The 16,071-nt window shown below is 62.1% G+C and carries 12 protein-coding genes; 4 read left to right on the top strand and 8 right to left on the bottom strand.

Going from position 1 to position 16,071, the window contains the following annotated elements; all coding sequences use genetic code 11:
- Positions 1 to 13: 13 nt before the first annotated feature.
- The 8 genes from ACZ5B4_RS02160 to gcvH form a co-directional block, all read right to left on the bottom strand.
- Positions 14 to 1,444 carry an amidohydrolase family protein gene (locus ACZ5B4_RS02160; protein ID WP_464912800.1) on the bottom strand — a complete coding sequence of 477 codons (1,431 nt, stop codon included), beginning with the start codon at positions 1,442 to 1,444 and terminating at the stop codon, positions 14 to 16.
- Between the two features lie 78 nt (positions 1,445 to 1,522).
- Positions 1,523 to 3,823, bottom strand: a complete 2,301-nt coding sequence (locus ACZ5B4_RS02155; protein WP_464912799.1) for a hypothetical protein — start codon at positions 3,821 to 3,823, stop codon at positions 1,523 to 1,525.
- Between the two features lie 265 nt (positions 3,824 to 4,088).
- The gene (locus tag ACZ5B4_RS02150) at positions 4,089 to 5,111 is read right to left on the bottom strand and encodes a uracil-DNA glycosylase (RefSeq protein ID WP_464912798.1); all 1,023 of its coding nucleotides are present in this window, start codon (positions 5,109 to 5,111) and stop codon (positions 4,089 to 4,091) included.
- A 48-nt stretch (positions 5,112 to 5,159) separates the two neighbouring features.
- Positions 5,160 to 6,026, bottom strand: coding sequence for a DUF6920 family protein (locus ACZ5B4_RS02145; RefSeq protein ID WP_464912797.1), 867 nt, complete (start codon positions 6,024 to 6,026; stop codon positions 5,160 to 5,162).
- Positions 6,027 to 6,103: 77 nt separating this feature from the next.
- Positions 6,104 to 7,072, bottom strand: a complete 969-nt coding sequence (locus tag ACZ5B4_RS02140; protein WP_464912796.1) for a lipoate--protein ligase family protein — start codon at positions 7,070 to 7,072, stop codon at positions 6,104 to 6,106.
- On the bottom strand, positions 7,045 to 8,511 hold the full coding sequence (gcvPB, locus tag ACZ5B4_RS02135; RefSeq protein ID WP_464912795.1) for an aminomethyl-transferring glycine dehydrogenase subunit GcvPB: 1,467 nt from the start codon (positions 8,509 to 8,511) through the stop codon (positions 7,045 to 7,047). The genes ACZ5B4_RS02140 and gcvPB overlap by 28 nt, the downstream gene beginning before the upstream one ends.
- 57 nt (positions 8,512 to 8,568) lie before the next feature.
- Positions 8,569 to 9,951 carry an aminomethyl-transferring glycine dehydrogenase subunit GcvPA gene (gene gcvPA / locus ACZ5B4_RS02130; protein WP_464912794.1) on the bottom strand — a complete coding sequence of 461 codons (1,383 nt, stop codon included), beginning with the start codon at positions 9,949 to 9,951 and terminating at the stop codon, positions 8,569 to 8,571.
- Positions 9,952 to 10,249: 298 nt separating this feature from the next.
- Positions 10,250 to 10,711, bottom strand: a complete 462-nt coding sequence (gene gcvH, locus ACZ5B4_RS02125; protein WP_464912793.1) for a glycine cleavage system protein GcvH — start codon at positions 10,709 to 10,711, stop codon at positions 10,250 to 10,252.
- A gap of 371 nt (positions 10,712 to 11,082) precedes the next feature.
- Between gcvH and ACZ5B4_RS02120 the strand changes: the two genes are divergently transcribed.
- From ACZ5B4_RS02120 to ACZ5B4_RS02105, 4 genes are all read left to right on the top strand, one after another.
- Complete coding sequence (locus ACZ5B4_RS02120; RefSeq protein WP_464912792.1) at positions 11,083 to 11,922, top strand: hypothetical protein; 840 nt, start codon at positions 11,083 to 11,085, stop codon at positions 11,920 to 11,922.
- Between the two features lie 153 nt (positions 11,923 to 12,075).
- Entirely contained in the window at positions 12,076 to 12,729 is a 654-nt protein-coding gene (locus ACZ5B4_RS02115; protein WP_464912791.1) for a cyclase family protein, read from the top strand.
- Positions 12,730 to 12,925: 196 nt separating this feature from the next.
- Positions 12,926 to 14,347, top strand: a complete 1,422-nt coding sequence (locus tag ACZ5B4_RS02110; protein WP_464912790.1) for a magnesium chelatase — start codon at positions 12,926 to 12,928, stop codon at positions 14,345 to 14,347.
- Entirely contained in the window at positions 14,334 to 16,037 is a 1,704-nt protein-coding gene (locus ACZ5B4_RS02105; RefSeq protein ID WP_464912789.1) for a vWA domain-containing protein, read from the top strand. The genes ACZ5B4_RS02110 and ACZ5B4_RS02105 overlap by 14 nt, the downstream gene beginning before the upstream one ends.
- Positions 16,038 to 16,071 lie beyond the last annotated feature (34 nt).

Raw genomic sequence — 16,071 nt, 5'->3', positions numbered from 1 at the left:
CTCGAACCTCGACTTACCGGACCCAGGGGGCGGACTTCAACGCCTCCGCTTTTTCGTCCAAACGGAAAAACCGTCGGGCATTCCCGTGCATCACGGTCGGAATCAAATCCAACGCGTCCTGCCTGGAAAGCCAGCCTTCCTCCACAAGCTCACGCAGCGCCAAGGCGATGCCGCGCCGCGCTATCCCCGCATGGCCCAATACCGGTTCCACGACGAAGTAATCTCCCCCGAACGTAAAAATCTTGTTGGCCGGGGCCGCGACCAGAAACTTCTTCAAGAAGTCCTTGGCCGCCGCGGGATTGATGATCCACGACCAGCACATATCCACATACGCATTGGTATAGTGCTTGGCGACCGCTATCAAGTCCTCGTAATAGGGATAGCAAATGTGCATGAACACGAATCGGGTCGCCGGAGAGGCGCGACACAAATCGCAAGCCGCCTCCGCGTTTCGAGCCACGCGGGACAAAGGCATGTAGTTGTCGCCCGCGTAATACCCGGTGTGCAGTTTGACCGGCAGATCGTGCTCGGCGGCTTTCCCGACGGCGTACCAGAATAGATGGTCTTCGACGCTCTTGCGTTCCTCCGCCGACAGCGGATCGCCTCGCAAGTGCTTCGTGAACGGTTCTTCCGCTTGCTCCGGCGGAGTAGGCCGGTAGTCGATGTTGCGGCGATAAGCATCTTGGCTCTTCACCGCCACGGCATACCGCGCGTACTTGTCGAACCACCAATCGATGACGCGATGCCAGTCGCCCAAGGAGCGAACCTCGATGCCGGTCGGTTCACCGAACGCCTTCCAGTCCGGCCCACTGAACATGCCTACGATGCTCAGGTCTTGGAAAAGTAGCAGCGGTTGCTTCGATTCCCGGTAGGTTCCGGTGTTGACCTGGCACGACTCGATGCCGGCCTTTTCCTGAAGAATGCGCCGGTAAAAACCCGTGCATCGCGTTTTCCGGTAAGCCTCCGCGACGGTTTCCACCGTATCCGCCGACAAATCCGACACCCCGTAGAGTTCTTCGACGGCGATTCTCACCGCTTGTCCGTAACCGGTATTCTTCACCGCCGGCCAATACGGCGCCAACACTTCCCATTTGACGGCAGGTTCCAGCGGGTCTTGAAAAAAGCGCGCATATTCCTGCCCGGTCATCCCCGCCGTGCGAAGGTCCGAATCCAGGTAATGACGCAAGATGACGGTCCAATCCTCCTGCGGGCCGCCGTTCGGCCCTTGCAAGCAATCTTGTTCGTCCGGCAAGTGTTCGTGGGTGTCGATAAGCGGCGTGCCCAGGACCGTCTTGAGAATCGTGTCCGCGGTATCCGGATCGGGGATCGTCGCCGATTCCCGGGCAGCCAGAGGGGCCGCAACCCCGCCGCAAAAGGCCGTGGTCCCCAAGACGCCCAACCCCTTCAGGCCGTCGCGACGCGAAATTCTCTGCTTAGGCGCCATCGCTCATCCTCCTGTTAGGTTCCGCGGTCGCCGTCCGGGATTGCCATCGGCGAAACATCGCCCAGGGGCGCCACTTTGTCATGGGGCATTCAATTGCGCCAAAACGTCCTCGCAATTGAGGATTTTTTCCAGCAGGTCGTTGGGAACGTAGAAATAGTGATTCGAGGCCTCGAATCCCAGCCGGGAATCGACGGAGGCCAAGACGAACATCCGCTTTGCCAGGACAAGCTCCTCCTCCACGACGGCCCGCAGCTTGGTTTGCAGTTCCCTCCGCGCCGGCGAGTCGGGATTCGCCCCCCGCCATAGGTCCCTCAGCATGACGAACCGCACCTGATTGCGGACGGAGGCGAAGTGGAGAAAGGCCGCCTCCGCCACCCGCAGGTCGCTCTCGAGGGTGAAGCGTTTGTCCTGGTCCGCCAAGGCCTCCGCGGCACGGAATTCATCCAACCCCCGCCGCCAGCCATCCACCAGTTTATCCCATTGCGAGGCAAAAACCTCTTCGGGGTAAGGCCCTCGCCAGCCGTTCAGATCGTCATAAGGCAGGCCCACCATGGTGGCGTGATAACCGCTCGGCTGCAACCGGAGCAGATTGGCCGGCCCCATGTGCTGCGGGCCGTTGTAGACGACCTGGCCGCTGTAGGGGTACTCCCGAAAGGCCCTGCTGAAGGCCGCCCACGCCCGGCGGACTTGCGGGGCCGCCCTTGGGCCGTAGCGCTCCGCGGCCACGGCGTCCAAGACGTCCTCCGCCGTCGCCTCCTTGTTCGCGGCAAATCGCGATGCCACGGCCAAATTGGGAGACGGGTAGCCGCCCAACGTCCACGTCAGCATCAGACCGTCGATGTCTTGTCGATTGAGGTTGGCGCAATGCTCGGCCACCAAATCCAAAACCGGCAAAAAAGGCACGCTGGAGAGTTCCCAGGTTATGTTGAATTGGACCTTGGCCGCCGTCTTCAACCCGTGGCGGCGAGCCTCCGCCCAGTGCCGGACCGCGCGCGGCCCCGGGCCGGGCACCGAAATGCAGTACTCGCCTACCGTACCGCGAATCCCGCCCCGTTCGAACGGCTGCGCCCATTCGCTGACGGACATCAGCCAAACCGATTTCGGCAAGAGCGCGATCAGCGAGGATGCGTCCTGATGGCCGTGCCACCCCCAATCCCAGGCGATGACCCTCGCCTCGGGGTTGCCGGCATGAACGCCTTCCGCGATCAGGCGGTTGACTTCGGCCAAGATTTCGTCATCGGTCCGCGCCGCGCAGCGAGGGCAATCTTGGCGGCGGAAATGCGAGGCGCAGTTCGTGAGGTTCTCGGAGGCGGTGATCGTAAACACGCCGGCCAAATCCGGCACCTCGCGGAAAACGTGCGTGAGGGAGTTGCGCAGCCACGCCTGCACCCGCGGATCGGACGTGCACATCGCCGTGAACTCTCCCTCGCTCACGCCCGCCATTTCCGGTCGGTCCGCGAAAAACGCACGCGGCATGGCCCGCGGTTCGTTGATGTAAAGGTAAATGCCGATGCCGTGGCGCTTCGCCCGCGCGGCCAGCGCTTGCAGGTTGCGCAGCCGTGTTTCGGAACCCTCGCCGAATTCGGGAAAATCATCGCCGCCCGGGGCCAGATTTCGCAGCACCACGTGCATCCAGACGCCGTTGACGCCCAGGTCGGCCAACCTTTGTAGCAAGCCGTCCGGGTAGGGATCCAACTCGGGATGCATGAGCGGATCGCCGTACGGCGCAAAGTAGGAATAAATCAGTCGCAAGCCCTGACGGATCCTTTCGGGGGCAGCCTCCGTAACCGGTCTTTCCGGCCGCGATAGCTCCTGCACAAAAGCGAATCTCGGTTCCTCTTGGAACTCGGCACTTGGACCCAAATGCTTGGTAAGAATGGCACGCATGCGGGCTTCCGCCGCTTGAACTTCGGCCGTCGGCGGCACCAACCGGACCCTGTCGCAGTCGGGTTTGAGATTGCCGAGTTTCACGTAGAGAAAATCGTCCTCCCGCAAGATGTACGCCAGCTTCTCCGGCGTCATGTCCAGGAGTTCAGGAAGCTGGTCATAGGGCAAGAGGTGCCAATTCCGCCGGATCAACGTGATGTAGCCTCGACCTCGGAAGAGGTCCGAAGTCGCATCGGTCGGCGGCAAACCCATGGCCCCGGCAGCCGCGCGCACCGCGTCGCCCGAGGTTTCCAATACCCGTGCAAGATCGTCCGGAGATACCAATCCCCAATTCCGCCAAATGACGGCATGGGCGGCATCCGGGAAATGAGGAAAATCCAGTGCGGCCGGCTTTGTCCCAACGGGAAGGGCGAATTCCTCCGCGGCCGCTCGCGCCCCGATGTCGGCCAAGGCGGCGACAAAGCAACACAACATCAGCCATGGCGTCCGCATGAGTTGAATCCTTCCGTCCATCGACCCGTGAAATATCCTTCGCGATCGCTGACCCGCTTGCGCCGCCCGCATGTCTCCGAACCGGGAAAAGACGCCGCTCGGTACACACCAATCGAGCGCGCAATCGCGATCCGAACAACGCCCCACCGTGGAAAGGGGTTCTTTCCCGATCGCAAGTCGACCGCTCAGCGTCGATGATTATCGGGACGAGAGGCGGTGGCCGCAAGCACGCAGGGCACTTTTACGCGGAGAAGATCTTGCGACGTTACGACGACCGTCCGGGAATAGGGCGACCCATCGTGCGCAGCAGGAGTTTGATGTCCTCCCAAGCCTCCTTTTTCATGTTGGGAGACCGCAACAAATAGGCGGGATGATAAGTACACACCACCTTCGCGGAACCGTACTCCCAAATCTTCCCGCGGAGGCGACCGATCGGCTGCTCCGTTTGCAAGAGGTACTTGGCCGCGGTCGCGCCCAGACAGCAGATGTACCGCGGTTGAATCACGGAGAGCGTGGCGTCCAACCACGGCCGGCAATGACTCGCCTCTTCGGCTGTGGGCGTGCGGTTGTCGGGGGGGCGGCAGCGGAGGATGTTGCAGATGTACACATCCTGGCGTCGCATGCCCATGCCCCGGGTGATCATGTCCGTCAATAGTTGTCCGGCGCGACCCACGAAAGGCTCGCCCTGCCGATCTTCGTCCGCCCCCGGGGCCTCACCGATAAAGACCAACTCCGCGTAGGGATTACCCACACCAAAGACCGTCTGCGTGCGGTATTGGACGAGGACCGGACACCGTTGGCAGGCGGCGACCTGCGCGGCCAATTCCTTCAGCAGATCCTCTCGCGTCCGAGGCACCTCCGTCGCCTGTCGGCCCGGCACGATGTTAGGCGTTTCCGCCGCGTCCGTCGCGTCTCCGCCGGGTGCCGGCTCCCCCCGGTTTGCGCGCGCCCGGCTTGCCGCGAACTCCGCGGGAAGCGCGAGACTCTTCACAACGCCCGGCTTTTCCGCGGGCGCATTCGATGGCTCGTTTTTTCCGAAACCCATCGGCTCCGCGACCGTCGGCTTCGGCCAGACCCGGACGCCGGCGGCGTACCAAGACTCCAACCTTTGAATCAGTGCGCGTCTCACGCCTTCCGCCGACATGAAAACTCCCTCATCATGGTCCGGGCAGCCGCTCTTCAGGCCGCGCATCGGCAAATCCCCGGAGATGCGATTGCCGTCGCTCGCCCGCGTTGGAAGCCGGGAGCGTCGCGCGTCGAGAACGCAGCGTTGTGAGAACTGCAACATAGACCGGCGCCGTCCGGACTTCAATTCGGTCGCCTGCCGACGCCAAAATCAATGTCTCGTGGTGAAATCGAACTGGATGGTTTGCAATCGGCCCCGCCAATAAGGCTTTTCTCCGTCCGGCAGCACCCACGCCACTTCCCCCGCCGTGGGAACTAAAATGCCCTGGTAATTCCGGTAGTCCCAAAATCGCCCATGCCAAGGCGAGCTTTCCCGGCGACCTGCCACCAGCCGATCTCTTGCCTCCGCCCGCACTTCAGACAGCAAATCATCCGCATTGAAGCCGAACGTCATGCGCACCGTGTGCCTGCCGTCCGTGAGAGAGGCCTCCGCCGTGCGGTCGTCGATCTCCCGCCAATTGACTCCGTTGCCGGGCAGCAGCAAGGTAGGGTACCACGGCGTTTCGGCCAAAAAACGCATCAATTCCCCCCGTGCCGTCCCTTCGCCATCCGTAGTTTGGACGACCGGAAATAGACCGAAGACGGCGGCCGAAATCAGCCCTTCTCCATCAACGTAGGCGTCATGGACCCGGACGGGAACCCACGGCGCCGCCTGAATGCAGGCATCCCAGTCGAAAGCAGGCCCGTTGACGATTACCCATTGTTCGGCGGAAAACGGCCGCCAATTCTCGCCGGACTCGCTCATATTGAAGGTGCCCGTCTGCCGCATCCGCACTTGGCGAATCAGGCAGCCACCATCGCCGAGCACGTGCCTCAGATACCGCCGTACCGGTGCGGGCAATCGGTCCCGGCCTTCGTCGGCGGACAACTCCGGTGGTTGGCGGCCCGCCTGCATCGCCATCCTCAAATGAATGTCGCGAGTGACGGCCCTCCAGCGATATCGCCCGACCCAACCGATCACGGCCATCACGGCGACCAAGCAGCCCAGCACCCCCGCCGCGATCACAAGATACGGCATCGGACGTTCTCTCCGTTTCCGACGATTACCGAGGCCGAGGAAATCCGTAAGCGACCGCTTTGCGGACATGCACTGCCTCATTGCCCGGCCGCCCGACGACGCCGGTTCCATTTCGGATCTTCGTATCTCGGCTTTAATCTCTCGACGGCGGCAACTTCCTGCCCCGACCAATCTTCCCGCTCTGCCCTGCAACCAACCTCCTGCTCCAAGCTCGGCAGCCACTGGTCAGGAAACACGCGTTCCCAATGCCGGAGCACGTCCGCCGCGGACAAGCTCCGTGACGGCCGTGCCTCGTCAAGGGCGTCCACCCCCGCCGCGGCCCGGGGCCCGCCGTTCGCGGTCAATTCTTGCAGTCCCGGCAATTCCGGCGTCAGGGGCGATTGAGCGAATAAGATGCTTCCGTGCTGGAGTACGGCCCCACGCTCCCGCCGCTGCGCGCTGCCCACGATTTTCGTCTCGATCGAGCCGTCCGCCGATCGTACCAAGATGTCGCCCGGCGAACGTCGCAAAAAGCACAAGAAAGGGCACTTCCCCCGCCCCGGTGCGTCCCCGCCGTCGTCTGCGGCGGACCGAGATTCGATTCCCGGCGATATCGAGGTATCCAAGCACTCTCCGGCGCGATTGCCGCAGGCGGCCTCTTGTCTCCCTGCATCTTCGCCTTGGAAGATTCGGGCGGAGAACCCCAAAGTCGCCATCCACTCCAACAAGGTCCGGTGAACCGTTTGGTACAGCCGCAAACGATCCTGCGCGAGGGGGTGCCGGATGGGCAGCGTCAAAGCGTAGGTCCACTCGTGATGGTGCAGAATAGCCCCTCCGCCGCTCAAGCGCCGGACGACAGGCAGCCCCTCTCCGAACCGGCGGGATGATTCCGGCTGCCAAACCTGGAAATACCCCAACGACAGCGTCGCCGGCGCCCAGCGGTAGAGACGCAGACAACCTCTGCCCGATTCCGCCGTCGCGTGCAGCAACCACTCATCGGCGGCCATGTTCCACGGACCGTCCCGCGGCGGGTCGAGAATCAAGCGGAGTCGGTGTTGGGCGTCCATTTGAGGATCGGATTGCGGGCCGCGCGGACCTCGTCCGGACGGCTGATGGGAGTCGTGTGCGGTGCCTCGTGCAGCAGCTCTTCCGGTTCCTCCGTGATTCGAAACAAGGCTTCAGCAAACGAATCCAGCGTCTCCTTGGTTTCCGTCTCCGTCGGCTCCACCATCAGGGCATCGCGAACAATCAAGGGAAAATAGACGGTGGGAGCGTGGAATCCGTAATCCAAGAGCCGTTTCGCCAAATCCATGGCCGAAACGTTGCGAGCAGCCTTCAACTTCATTGCGGACGCCACGAACTCGTGCATGCAGCGAGGACCGTGAGGTACCGGTACGATGTGCCGCACTCGTTGCAGCAAATAGTTGGCGTTGAGCACGGCGCGCTCGCTGACGCGCCTTAGCCCTTCCGCCCCCTGCGTTCGAATGTAGGCATAGGCACGCAACAAAACACCGATATTCCCGTAGAAGCTGCGCATCCTGCCGATGGACTTGGGGCGGTCGTAATCCAGAGCGAAGCCTCCCTGCCGGGCAAGGATTCGCGGTACGGGCAGGAAATCGGCCAAGTGACGCTTGACCGCCACGGGCCCGGCCCCCGGACCTCCCCCGCCGTGCGGTCCGCTGAAGGTCTTGTGCGGATTGAAGTGCATCATATCGGCGCCGCAATCGCCGGGCCGCACAATGCCCAGCACGGCATTCATATTGGCGCCGTCCAAATACACCAATCCGCCCGCCGCATGGACCATATCCGCTACGCGCCGGATATTCACGTCGAACAGACCCAGGGTGTTCGGATTGGTGATCATGAAGACGGCCGTTCGGGCATCCAGTTTGGCGGCCAGATCTTCCAGATCGACCATGCCGCGCGGGTCGCTTCGCACTTCCACGGCATGGAAGCCGGCCATCGCCGCGCTAGCGGGATTCGTTCCATGCGCGGCGTCCGGAATCAGGACGTTGGTACGGTGTTCGCGGCGATCGCGAAAGTAGGCCGCCGCCATCAACAGGGCCGTCAACTCCCCCTGAGCTCCCGCCGCGGGCTGTAACGTGACCGCATCCATGCCCGCGATTTCCGCCAACATCCCTTCCAGGGTGTGCAGACACTCCAGCAGGCCCTGCACGGTCGCCGCGGGCTGATAAGGATGCAGATTCACGAAGCCCGGCAAGTTGGCGGCGCGATCGTTCCGCTTGGGATTGTACTTCATCGTGCACGACCCCAGCGGATAGAAATGCGTATCCACCGACATATTCCGCTGGGAAAGATTGATGAAGTGCCGAATCACCTCCGGCTCGGACAATTCCGGCAGGGGCGGCGGTTCCGGAGCCAGAAGTTCCTTCGGAAGGAACGACTCCGGCGGATCCTCCGGAACGTTGCAATCCGGAAAAATCTCTTCCGCCGTTCCCGGCTTAGACAGTTCGAACAACAATTGCGTCGCGTAACGATTCTTCATTTCCGTTCGGCTTTCTCAATTTCAGCCCGCCGTCGTAAAGCGATTTCGGAGCCGGCCTCAACGGGCGGCATGCTGCGGCACAGGCGATCGTAGACGCCCGCACGCGAAGCAGTGGGCCAAGGCGTCGATTTGCTCGCGATTCCGCTGTTCGGTGACGGCCAAGAGGATGGCGTCTGACAATTCGGGATACCATTGCCCTAGGGCCGTCCCGGCGAAGAAGCCGGCCTCCAAAGCCCGTTCTTGAAGCCGAGCCGCTTCCGTCTCGCTTTCGGCCCGCAAGACGAATTCCTTGAAAAACGGGGCGTCGAAGGCCAACCTCAGGCCGGTACCGTCAGTCCAAGCCTTTGCCGCATAGCGCGCTTTGTTGAGGCACAGATGGGCGACCCGGCGCAGGCCGTGCGGCCCGATCAACGCAAGATAGACGGACGCTCGCACGGCCATCAAATGCTGATTGGTGCAGATATTGCTCGTGGCCTTTTCCCGCCGAATGTGTTGCTCACGGGTTTGCAGGGTCAGAACCCAACATCGTCTCCCATGGCGGTCCGTGGTCTGACCCGCGATGCGGCCCGGCATCCGACGCAGGAACGGCTCTCGGCAGGCCAAAATGCCGAGAAACGGCCCTCCCCACTGCTGCGGAATCCCCAGCGATTGCCCCTCCGCGGCGACCAAGTCGGCGCCTAGGTCGCCGGGACGTTTCAGCACGCCCATGCTGATCGGATCCGCGACGACGACGGCCAGAGCACCGGCTTCGTGGGCGGCGCGAATCAGGGCATCGACCGGTTCCACGCATCCGAAGAAATTGGGCTGCTGAATGACGATGCAGGCGGTTTTGGCGTCGAGCTGCTTGGCGACGGTCTCCGGCTCCAACCGGCCGCGCGGAGTCGCTAACGTGGATATGGTAACGTCCACGTTGGCCGTATATGTTCGCAGCACCTGTCGGTACTCGGGATGCAGGCTCTCCGGAATCAGTACCTTGCGTTTGCCGGACTGGGCGGCGATCGCCATCAAGACGGCCTCGGCCGTTGCCGTCGCCCCGTCGTACAGCCCGGCATTCGATGCATCCATTCCGAAAAGTTGAGTAATCAGCGTTTGATACTCGAACAGCGCCTGGAGATTTCCCTGGCTGACTTCCGGCTGATACGGCGTGTACGAGGTGTAGAACTCGCTCCGCGAGGCCACGAAATCCACAACGGCGGGGATGAAATGATCGTAGCAGCCGCCGCCGAGGAACGAAACGGACCGGTCCGTGCCGGTATTGCGTGCCGCCAGGCTTTCCATGTGTTGTTGCAGGGCGGCTTCGCTCAGAGAGGCCGGCAGATTCAGCCGTCCGCCGAATCGCACCTCCGGCGGAATATGGGAAAACAAGTCATCGACGGCGGCGACCCCGACGGCCTCCAACATCCGTTGGATATCGTCTTTACTCTGCGGCAAGTATGCCATTTCGAATCACCCTACCTATGCTTGCTGCGAAACCCACGCCGCGGAACAAGGCCGCCGGCCGACCGTCAACCTTGCGACTGAAATAACGCCTTGACAAAACCCGCGAACGATCGCGCGAAAACGCGAAAAGATGTCCCGGAAGCAAAACCGAGCGGGTTGATCCGGTCGCCCATCACCCTCCCGCCGGTACCCCTCGAGCGTCAGCGCGCCGGACAAGAGCGTCACGCAATACTCGAAGCGGGCATGTCCGTCACGGGCGGTATCGAAGGCGGCGCCACCTCCGCAAGTCGGCCTCCGCTCAATGGTCCGCCTCGGCCTGTTCGGCACATAGCTTTTCGTATGCGGAGCGATCGAGCAACTTCTCCAACTCTTCCGGCCGGCTCACTCGCAAGCGAATCATCCAACCGGCTTGGTACGGGTCGTCGGGCAAGGTCTCCAAGCGTTCGCCGAGCGTCGCATTGGTCTCGACAACGGTTCCCGAAACCGGCGTGTAGAGATCACTGACCGCCTTGACGGATTCGATTTGCCCGAAGGGCTCGCCCGCCTGGAGTTCCTTCCCGATCGGCGGCAACTCGATGAAGACCAAATCCGCGAGGGCTTGCACCGCGTGGTCGGTGATGCCCACCGTTGCGATGGTTTCGCCCTGATTGTTCTCCGCGACCTTCACCCACTCGTGCGTCGTGGTAAACCTGTAGTCCGATAGCTGCACGTTGATCACCCCCAATGGAAAACGAAAGAAGTCGGTTCCACCGAGATTCACGGAAACCGACCCCGACGGAGCACGCATGCGGCACGGCCGAAAGTTGGTTGCCGGCGAGGGGCGTCCTCCCCGCAAGGCGGCCGTTCACGGCGAGCGATTTCGCCGCCGTCTTCACCACCCCATTCTATCGGAACGCGCCGCGCCGGCATAGCTAGGGCTTGATGATGCCATTCGTGCGGCGGATTCACCCAAACTGCTTGCCGAGCGGCCGAGTCGGCGCAAAAATACAGCGGGCGATCCGTGCCGGCGCCGCGTCGGCAACGAATATCGAATCGAACAAGACGGCATCTCGACGGCGGACCTCGTTCGGCCGATGGAAATTCGCCGCCGAAACCGCACGAGATCCCGAACAATCGAGGGAGAACCTATCGTTGGAAGAGTTACTCGCTCTCATCGGTCAAGAAAGCGACCTACGCACCGTGACCACGGCCTTGCGGCGGACTGTGGAACGTGATCGTCCCGCAGTCGTCGGAGCGCTCCACGTCACTTGTTCGGACGAGGCCGAATGGGAGACGGCGGCGGCTTTTCAACGAGACTTTGTGGAACCACTCCTCCCTTCCTTGAAAGTCGGACGCAAGGCCGCATTCCGCTCCGTCAATTTGGGCGCCCGTTACGAGGCCGGCGCATGCGGCGTCATGGTGCATCATTTTGCCTTGGCGGGGTCCGAAGAGTGCGGTCCGGAATCCCTCCAAACCTACGCCGTTAAAGTCGACGCGCACGTCGGCATGATGGACACCGTCGATGGACCGGTGTTCGGCCGATTCTTGCGGTTCGGGCACCCGTCGTCCTGCTGCGGCGCGTTGACGGCGGCCGTCGAAGGCGATCGCTCCACGGCGGCTTTCGCCGAGATCGCCGATTCCTTGGCGGCGATGCCCGATGATGCCTGCGACTTTGTCCGCGCAAACATCGCCGAATCGCTTCGGATGCTGTATTTCGCGGTTCTGCACGCGGAACGTCAAGCATCGGCCGCGGTTCGAGAATTGGAACGCGCCGTTTGCGAGCTTCGGGAGACCCGCGCGCGCTGTTATGTCGTGGCGGGTGTCGCCATCAATCGCCCCGGCCCGGACGCGGAAATCATCGTCGGGGTCACGCGATTCGACAAGCCGCCGGAAGAGCCGCCCGCCAAGCCGGAGTATTCCGGTCTGGGCACCGACCCGCGACGCTATCAGGTCGAGTTCGATCTCTCGCGGCTCCGAATCGTCGCGCAATAATCAGCAGCCGGGAACGACACCAGGCGTGACGTGGAAGGCCGAGGGCGGAACTTCGCCCCGTGCATCTTCCAAACCGCGGCACACGAATGTCCTCTGTGATCCAAACATCCCTGCAATCTTTTCCCCCAGTGATCGAATCGAAAGGAACCGAACATGCCGCGAATCGTGGATCTTTCGCTACCGTTGAGGGATGGCGGACCCAGCTATCCGAATGATCCCCCGCTCCGCATCCAGCCCTATCGCACGCTTGCCGCCGGGGGATGCAATGTCTCGGTAGTCTCAATCGGGACCCATCAGGGCACGCATTTGGACGCCCCGTGGCATTTCATCGAGGGCGGCCGAACGTTGGATCGAATCCCCCTGGATGCCTTTTACGGCCCGGCCGTCTTGGTGGACCTCGCGCCGGGCGGTGAACTGCCCGCCAAGACGCCCATCTCGCCGCCAATGTTGGCCCCGCACGAAGCGGCCTTCGTGCCCGGTGGGCGCGTCATTCTGCGGACCGGCTGGTATTCCCGATTCGGTTGCCCGGAATACTTCACCGACCTCCCTTCGCTGACGGCGGACGCCGCCGAATGGATTGCCGCCAAACGCATCGCCCTCCTCGGTATGGACATGCCCACGCCCAGCAAAATCGCGGGCAGGGAATGCCACCGTTCTCTGCTCGGCCCGGGGGCTGAGATCGTCATCGTCGAGGCGTTGACCAATTTGCACGACTTGCCGTCCCAGTTCATCTTCGTAGGGTTTCCGCTCAATTTCATCGGGTTGGACGGTTCCCCGATCAGGGCGGTGGCGGTAGTGCCGGATTGAACGAGACGCCCTTGCGATCTCAGACTCGCCCTGCCTTTTCGATCGTCGGCAGCGCACTTCCGGCCGGTTCACCCTTGGCCCGGTCTTTCGCCGCGCTAGAATGAAAACGAACGATTCGGCGCCGAAGTCCACGCCGCCACGCGGGGCGCACCTACCCCATCGGCGGCGAGTCATAAGCACCACACGGAGCGGCCTTATGCCCTTTGCGGCGGTCAAACCGCGAACTCTCAAGGAATTGCGAGAAAGCGGCTGGAAGTCCAAAAGCGTCAAGCAGGAGCTGCGGGACAACTTCACCCGGGCGTTGGCCCAAGGCGAAGACCTGTTCCCCGGCATTGTCGGCTACGACGACACGGTGATCCCGGAAATCAGCCTCGCGGTCTTGGCGGGTCACGACATGCTGTTTTTGGGCGAGAAGGGCCAAGCCAAGAGCCGGTTGATGCGTCTCTTGTCGCGGTTTTTGGACGAAGAGATTCCTTATCTCGACATCCCGGACGTCCCCGTCCACGAGGATCCGTATCGACCGATTACAGCCAAGGGAAAGCGGTTTCTCGCCGAGACGCCGGAAGACGAGGTGCCCATCGGGTGGTGGCCGCGAGATCGTCGCTACGCCGAGCGATTGGCCCCCGGCACCAAATTCGCGGACATCATCGGCGAAATCGATCCCGCGCGGTTGGCGGGCGGCGTGAGCCTGTCGGCGGAAGACGCGTTGTACTTCGGCCTGATTCCCCGCATGCACCGCGGCATTTTCGCCATGAATGAACTCCCGGAATTGGATGAACTGGTCCAGGTCGGCCTTTTCAACATCCTCGAGGAGCGCGACGTACAAATCCGCGGCTATCCCGTACGGTTCGACTTGGACGTGCTGATCCTCTTTTCGGCCAATCCCGCCACGTACAACCGCAGCGGCAAAGTCATCCCGCAGCTCAAGGACCGCATCGGCTCGGTGATCCACACGCACTATCCGCTGGATCGGCATTCCGCCGTCACGATCACGGAGCAAGAGGCCGGCATACCTTTGGACGGCGAGTACCCCGTGGTCGTCCCCTACTTCATGAAAGAAATCATCGAGCAAATCAGCATGGCGGCGCGGCGCTCGAAATACGTGGATCACCAGTCGGGCGTGAGCGCCCGGCTGAGCATCGCCAACTATCGCACCATGGTAGCCTCGGCCAGGCGGCGCGGTATCGTGCTGGGAGAAAAGCCGGCCGTGCCGCGGATCAGCGATTTGGCTCATCTCTCCTCCTCCGCTCTCGGCAAATTGGAGCTGGATTTGATGGCCGGCCACCAGATGACCGAAAAGCAGGTCCTGGATGCGATCGTTGCCGAAGCGATTCGCGACGTATTTCAAGAGTACGTGGATGAGCACGGGCTGGCGGAGATCGCCGAGGTCTTCGGCCGAGGCACGAAGATCGAGGTCGGCGATCTGCTGCCCTCTTCGGCTTATGCCGAGCGTTTGAAGCGCGTTCCGCCGGCTTGGGAAAAGGCCTTCGAGGTCAACGTGTCCGCCGATCCGGCGGTCCGCGCCTCTTGTGTGGAGTTCGTTTTGGCGGGGCTGTACGTGACGGACCGGATCTCCCGCGCCGAGTACCGGGGAAAAGTGACCTATGAAATCTCCTGAGCGTCGGCCCGGCGGGGTCGTTCATGTTTATCAAAAGTACAATCCCGTCCGCTTCCCCAGCCCGACTCAGCCGATGCCCGATTTGGTGACCCCGGTCATGGAGCACATGCTGGCCTTCGGCAGCCTCCGCGAACTGAGCGAGGAGGAGCTGGCCCGGGCCGTCAAGCTCGACCCTTCGATGATCACGGGACTGGGGCCGTCCCTCGATGCGATCATCGAAATGCTGAAGCAGAAAAAAGCCAAGATCTTAGCGACTTACGAAACCGAGGGCGTTCGGGCGGAGGCGGAACAGGCCTACCGCAAGCTGGGCCAAAGCGTCCATCCCCCGGAGACGTTGCAAAAGCGGTTTGAACGGGCGTTCCGCGAGGAACAAATCTTCGACCTCGAGCGCCTGTGGTATTTGTGCGACGATGAGAAGAGCGAGTTCGCCCGGCAGGTGCTGCGCCTGGCCCAGCGATTGGGCGACAAGTACCTGGTCGACGAATTGGCCGCGAAGTACGTTTTCACGGGGCGGCAGCGGATGTCCGTGCCGCAGGCATTGGAAATCAAGGAGATCCTGGAAACCATCGACCGCCTGCTCGAGCAATTGGAGGAGGCTCGTAAGAATGCCCGCCTCGGGGTCATCGACTTGGAGGCCCTCCGGCGTTTCGTGGATGACGAGGACGTCGGCGAGTTGCGTGGCTTCATGCGGCAGATTCAGGACCTGATTCGCGAATTGGCGGAACGTCAGGGACTGGAACGCGGAAAGGGCGGGTATCAGCTCACTCCCAAGGCCCACCGGCTGTTCCAAGATCGCTTGCTCGCGCGGATCTTCAGTTGTTTGCAGGCTGCGCGATCGGGGCGGCATCAAGGGCCGATCCAAGGCGAGGGCAACGTCGAACTGCCGCAAACCCGACCCTTCGAGTTCGGCGATTCTCCCTCCCACATGGACATCGCCGGTACCTTTGTGAACGCCTTGATCCGCGGCGGCCCGCGAGTTCCCGTCGCATTGCGGCAGGATGATATCCTGATCCATCGCACGCGCAATAACCCCAAGTGCGCTACCGCCGTTTTGATGGACATGAGCGGCTCCATGCGTTACGGGGGGCTGTACGTCGATGTCAAAAGGATGGCCTTGGCGCTGGAGGGTTTGATCCGCAAGGAATACCCGGGGGACTACCTCGACTTCGTCGAGATTTACAGCTTCGCCCGCCGCGTTCCTCCAGCCGAGATCTCGCAACTGATGCCCAAGTCAGTGACGGTATACGATCCCGTCATTCGCCTGCGAGCGGATATGGGCGACCCGCGTATTACGGAAATAGACGTGCCCTGGCACTTCACGAATATTCAGCGCGGATTGCAACTGGCCCGGCAGTTGCTGGAAGTTCAGGACACGCCGAATCGCCAGGTGATTCTGATCACGGACGGGCTGCCTACCGCCCATTTCGAAGGGCGTTACTTGTATCTGCTCTACCCCCCGCATGAGCGCACGGAGGAAGCGACGCTGCGCGAAGGTTTACTCTGCCGCCGGGCCGGAATTACCATTAATATTTTCCTCTTAGCAGGCTGGAGTCAGACCCGAGAAGACGTACGGTTTGCCTACCGTCTGGCGGAGTCCGCCCAGGGCCGCGTCTTTTTCACGGCCGGCAAGGACCTCGACCGCTACGTGGTGTGGGATTATCTTCAAAGAAGGCGCGACATCATCGCTTAGGTTTGCAACGGCAGCTTTTGAATCACAACCAGGG

Source organism: Thermogutta hypogea, from assembly GCF_055386265.1.
This window is presented reverse-complemented; position numbering and strand designations above follow the sequence as displayed.

Bases quoted from the DNA above. Each gene is read 5' to 3' on its own strand.
- ACZ5B4_RS02160 (WP_464912800.1), bottom strand. From the start codon at position 1,444: ATGGCGCCTAAGCAGAGAATTTCGCGTCGCGACGGCCTGAAGGGGTTG.
- ACZ5B4_RS02155 (WP_464912799.1), bottom strand. From the start codon at position 3,823: ATGCGGACGCCATGGCTGATGTTGTGTTGCTTTGTCGCCGCCTTGGCC.
- ACZ5B4_RS02150 (WP_464912798.1), bottom strand. From the start codon at position 5,111: ATGTTGCAGTTCTCACAACGCTGCGTTCTCGACGCGCGACGCTCCCGG.
- ACZ5B4_RS02145 (WP_464912797.1), bottom strand. From the start codon at position 6,026: ATGCCGTATCTTGTGATCGCGGCGGGGGTGCTGGGCTGCTTGGTCGCC.
- ACZ5B4_RS02140 (WP_464912796.1), bottom strand. From the start codon at position 7,072: ATGGACGCCCAACACCGACTCCGCTTGATTCTCGACCCGCCGCGGGAC.
- gcvPB (WP_464912795.1), bottom strand. From the start codon at position 8,511: ATGAAGAATCGTTACGCGACGCAATTGTTGTTCGAACTGTCTAAGCCG.
- gcvPA (WP_464912794.1), bottom strand. From the start codon at position 9,951: ATGGCATACTTGCCGCAGAGTAAAGACGATATCCAACGGATGTTGGAG.
- ACZ5B4_RS02115 (WP_464912791.1), top strand. From the start codon at position 12,076: ATGCCGCGAATCGTGGATCTTTCGCTACCGTTGAGGGATGGCGGACCC.
- ACZ5B4_RS02110 (WP_464912790.1), top strand. From the start codon at position 12,926: ATGCCCTTTGCGGCGGTCAAACCGCGAACTCTCAAGGAATTGCGAGAA.
- ACZ5B4_RS02105 (WP_464912789.1), top strand. From the start codon at position 14,334: ATGAAATCTCCTGAGCGTCGGCCCGGCGGGGTCGTTCATGTTTATCAA.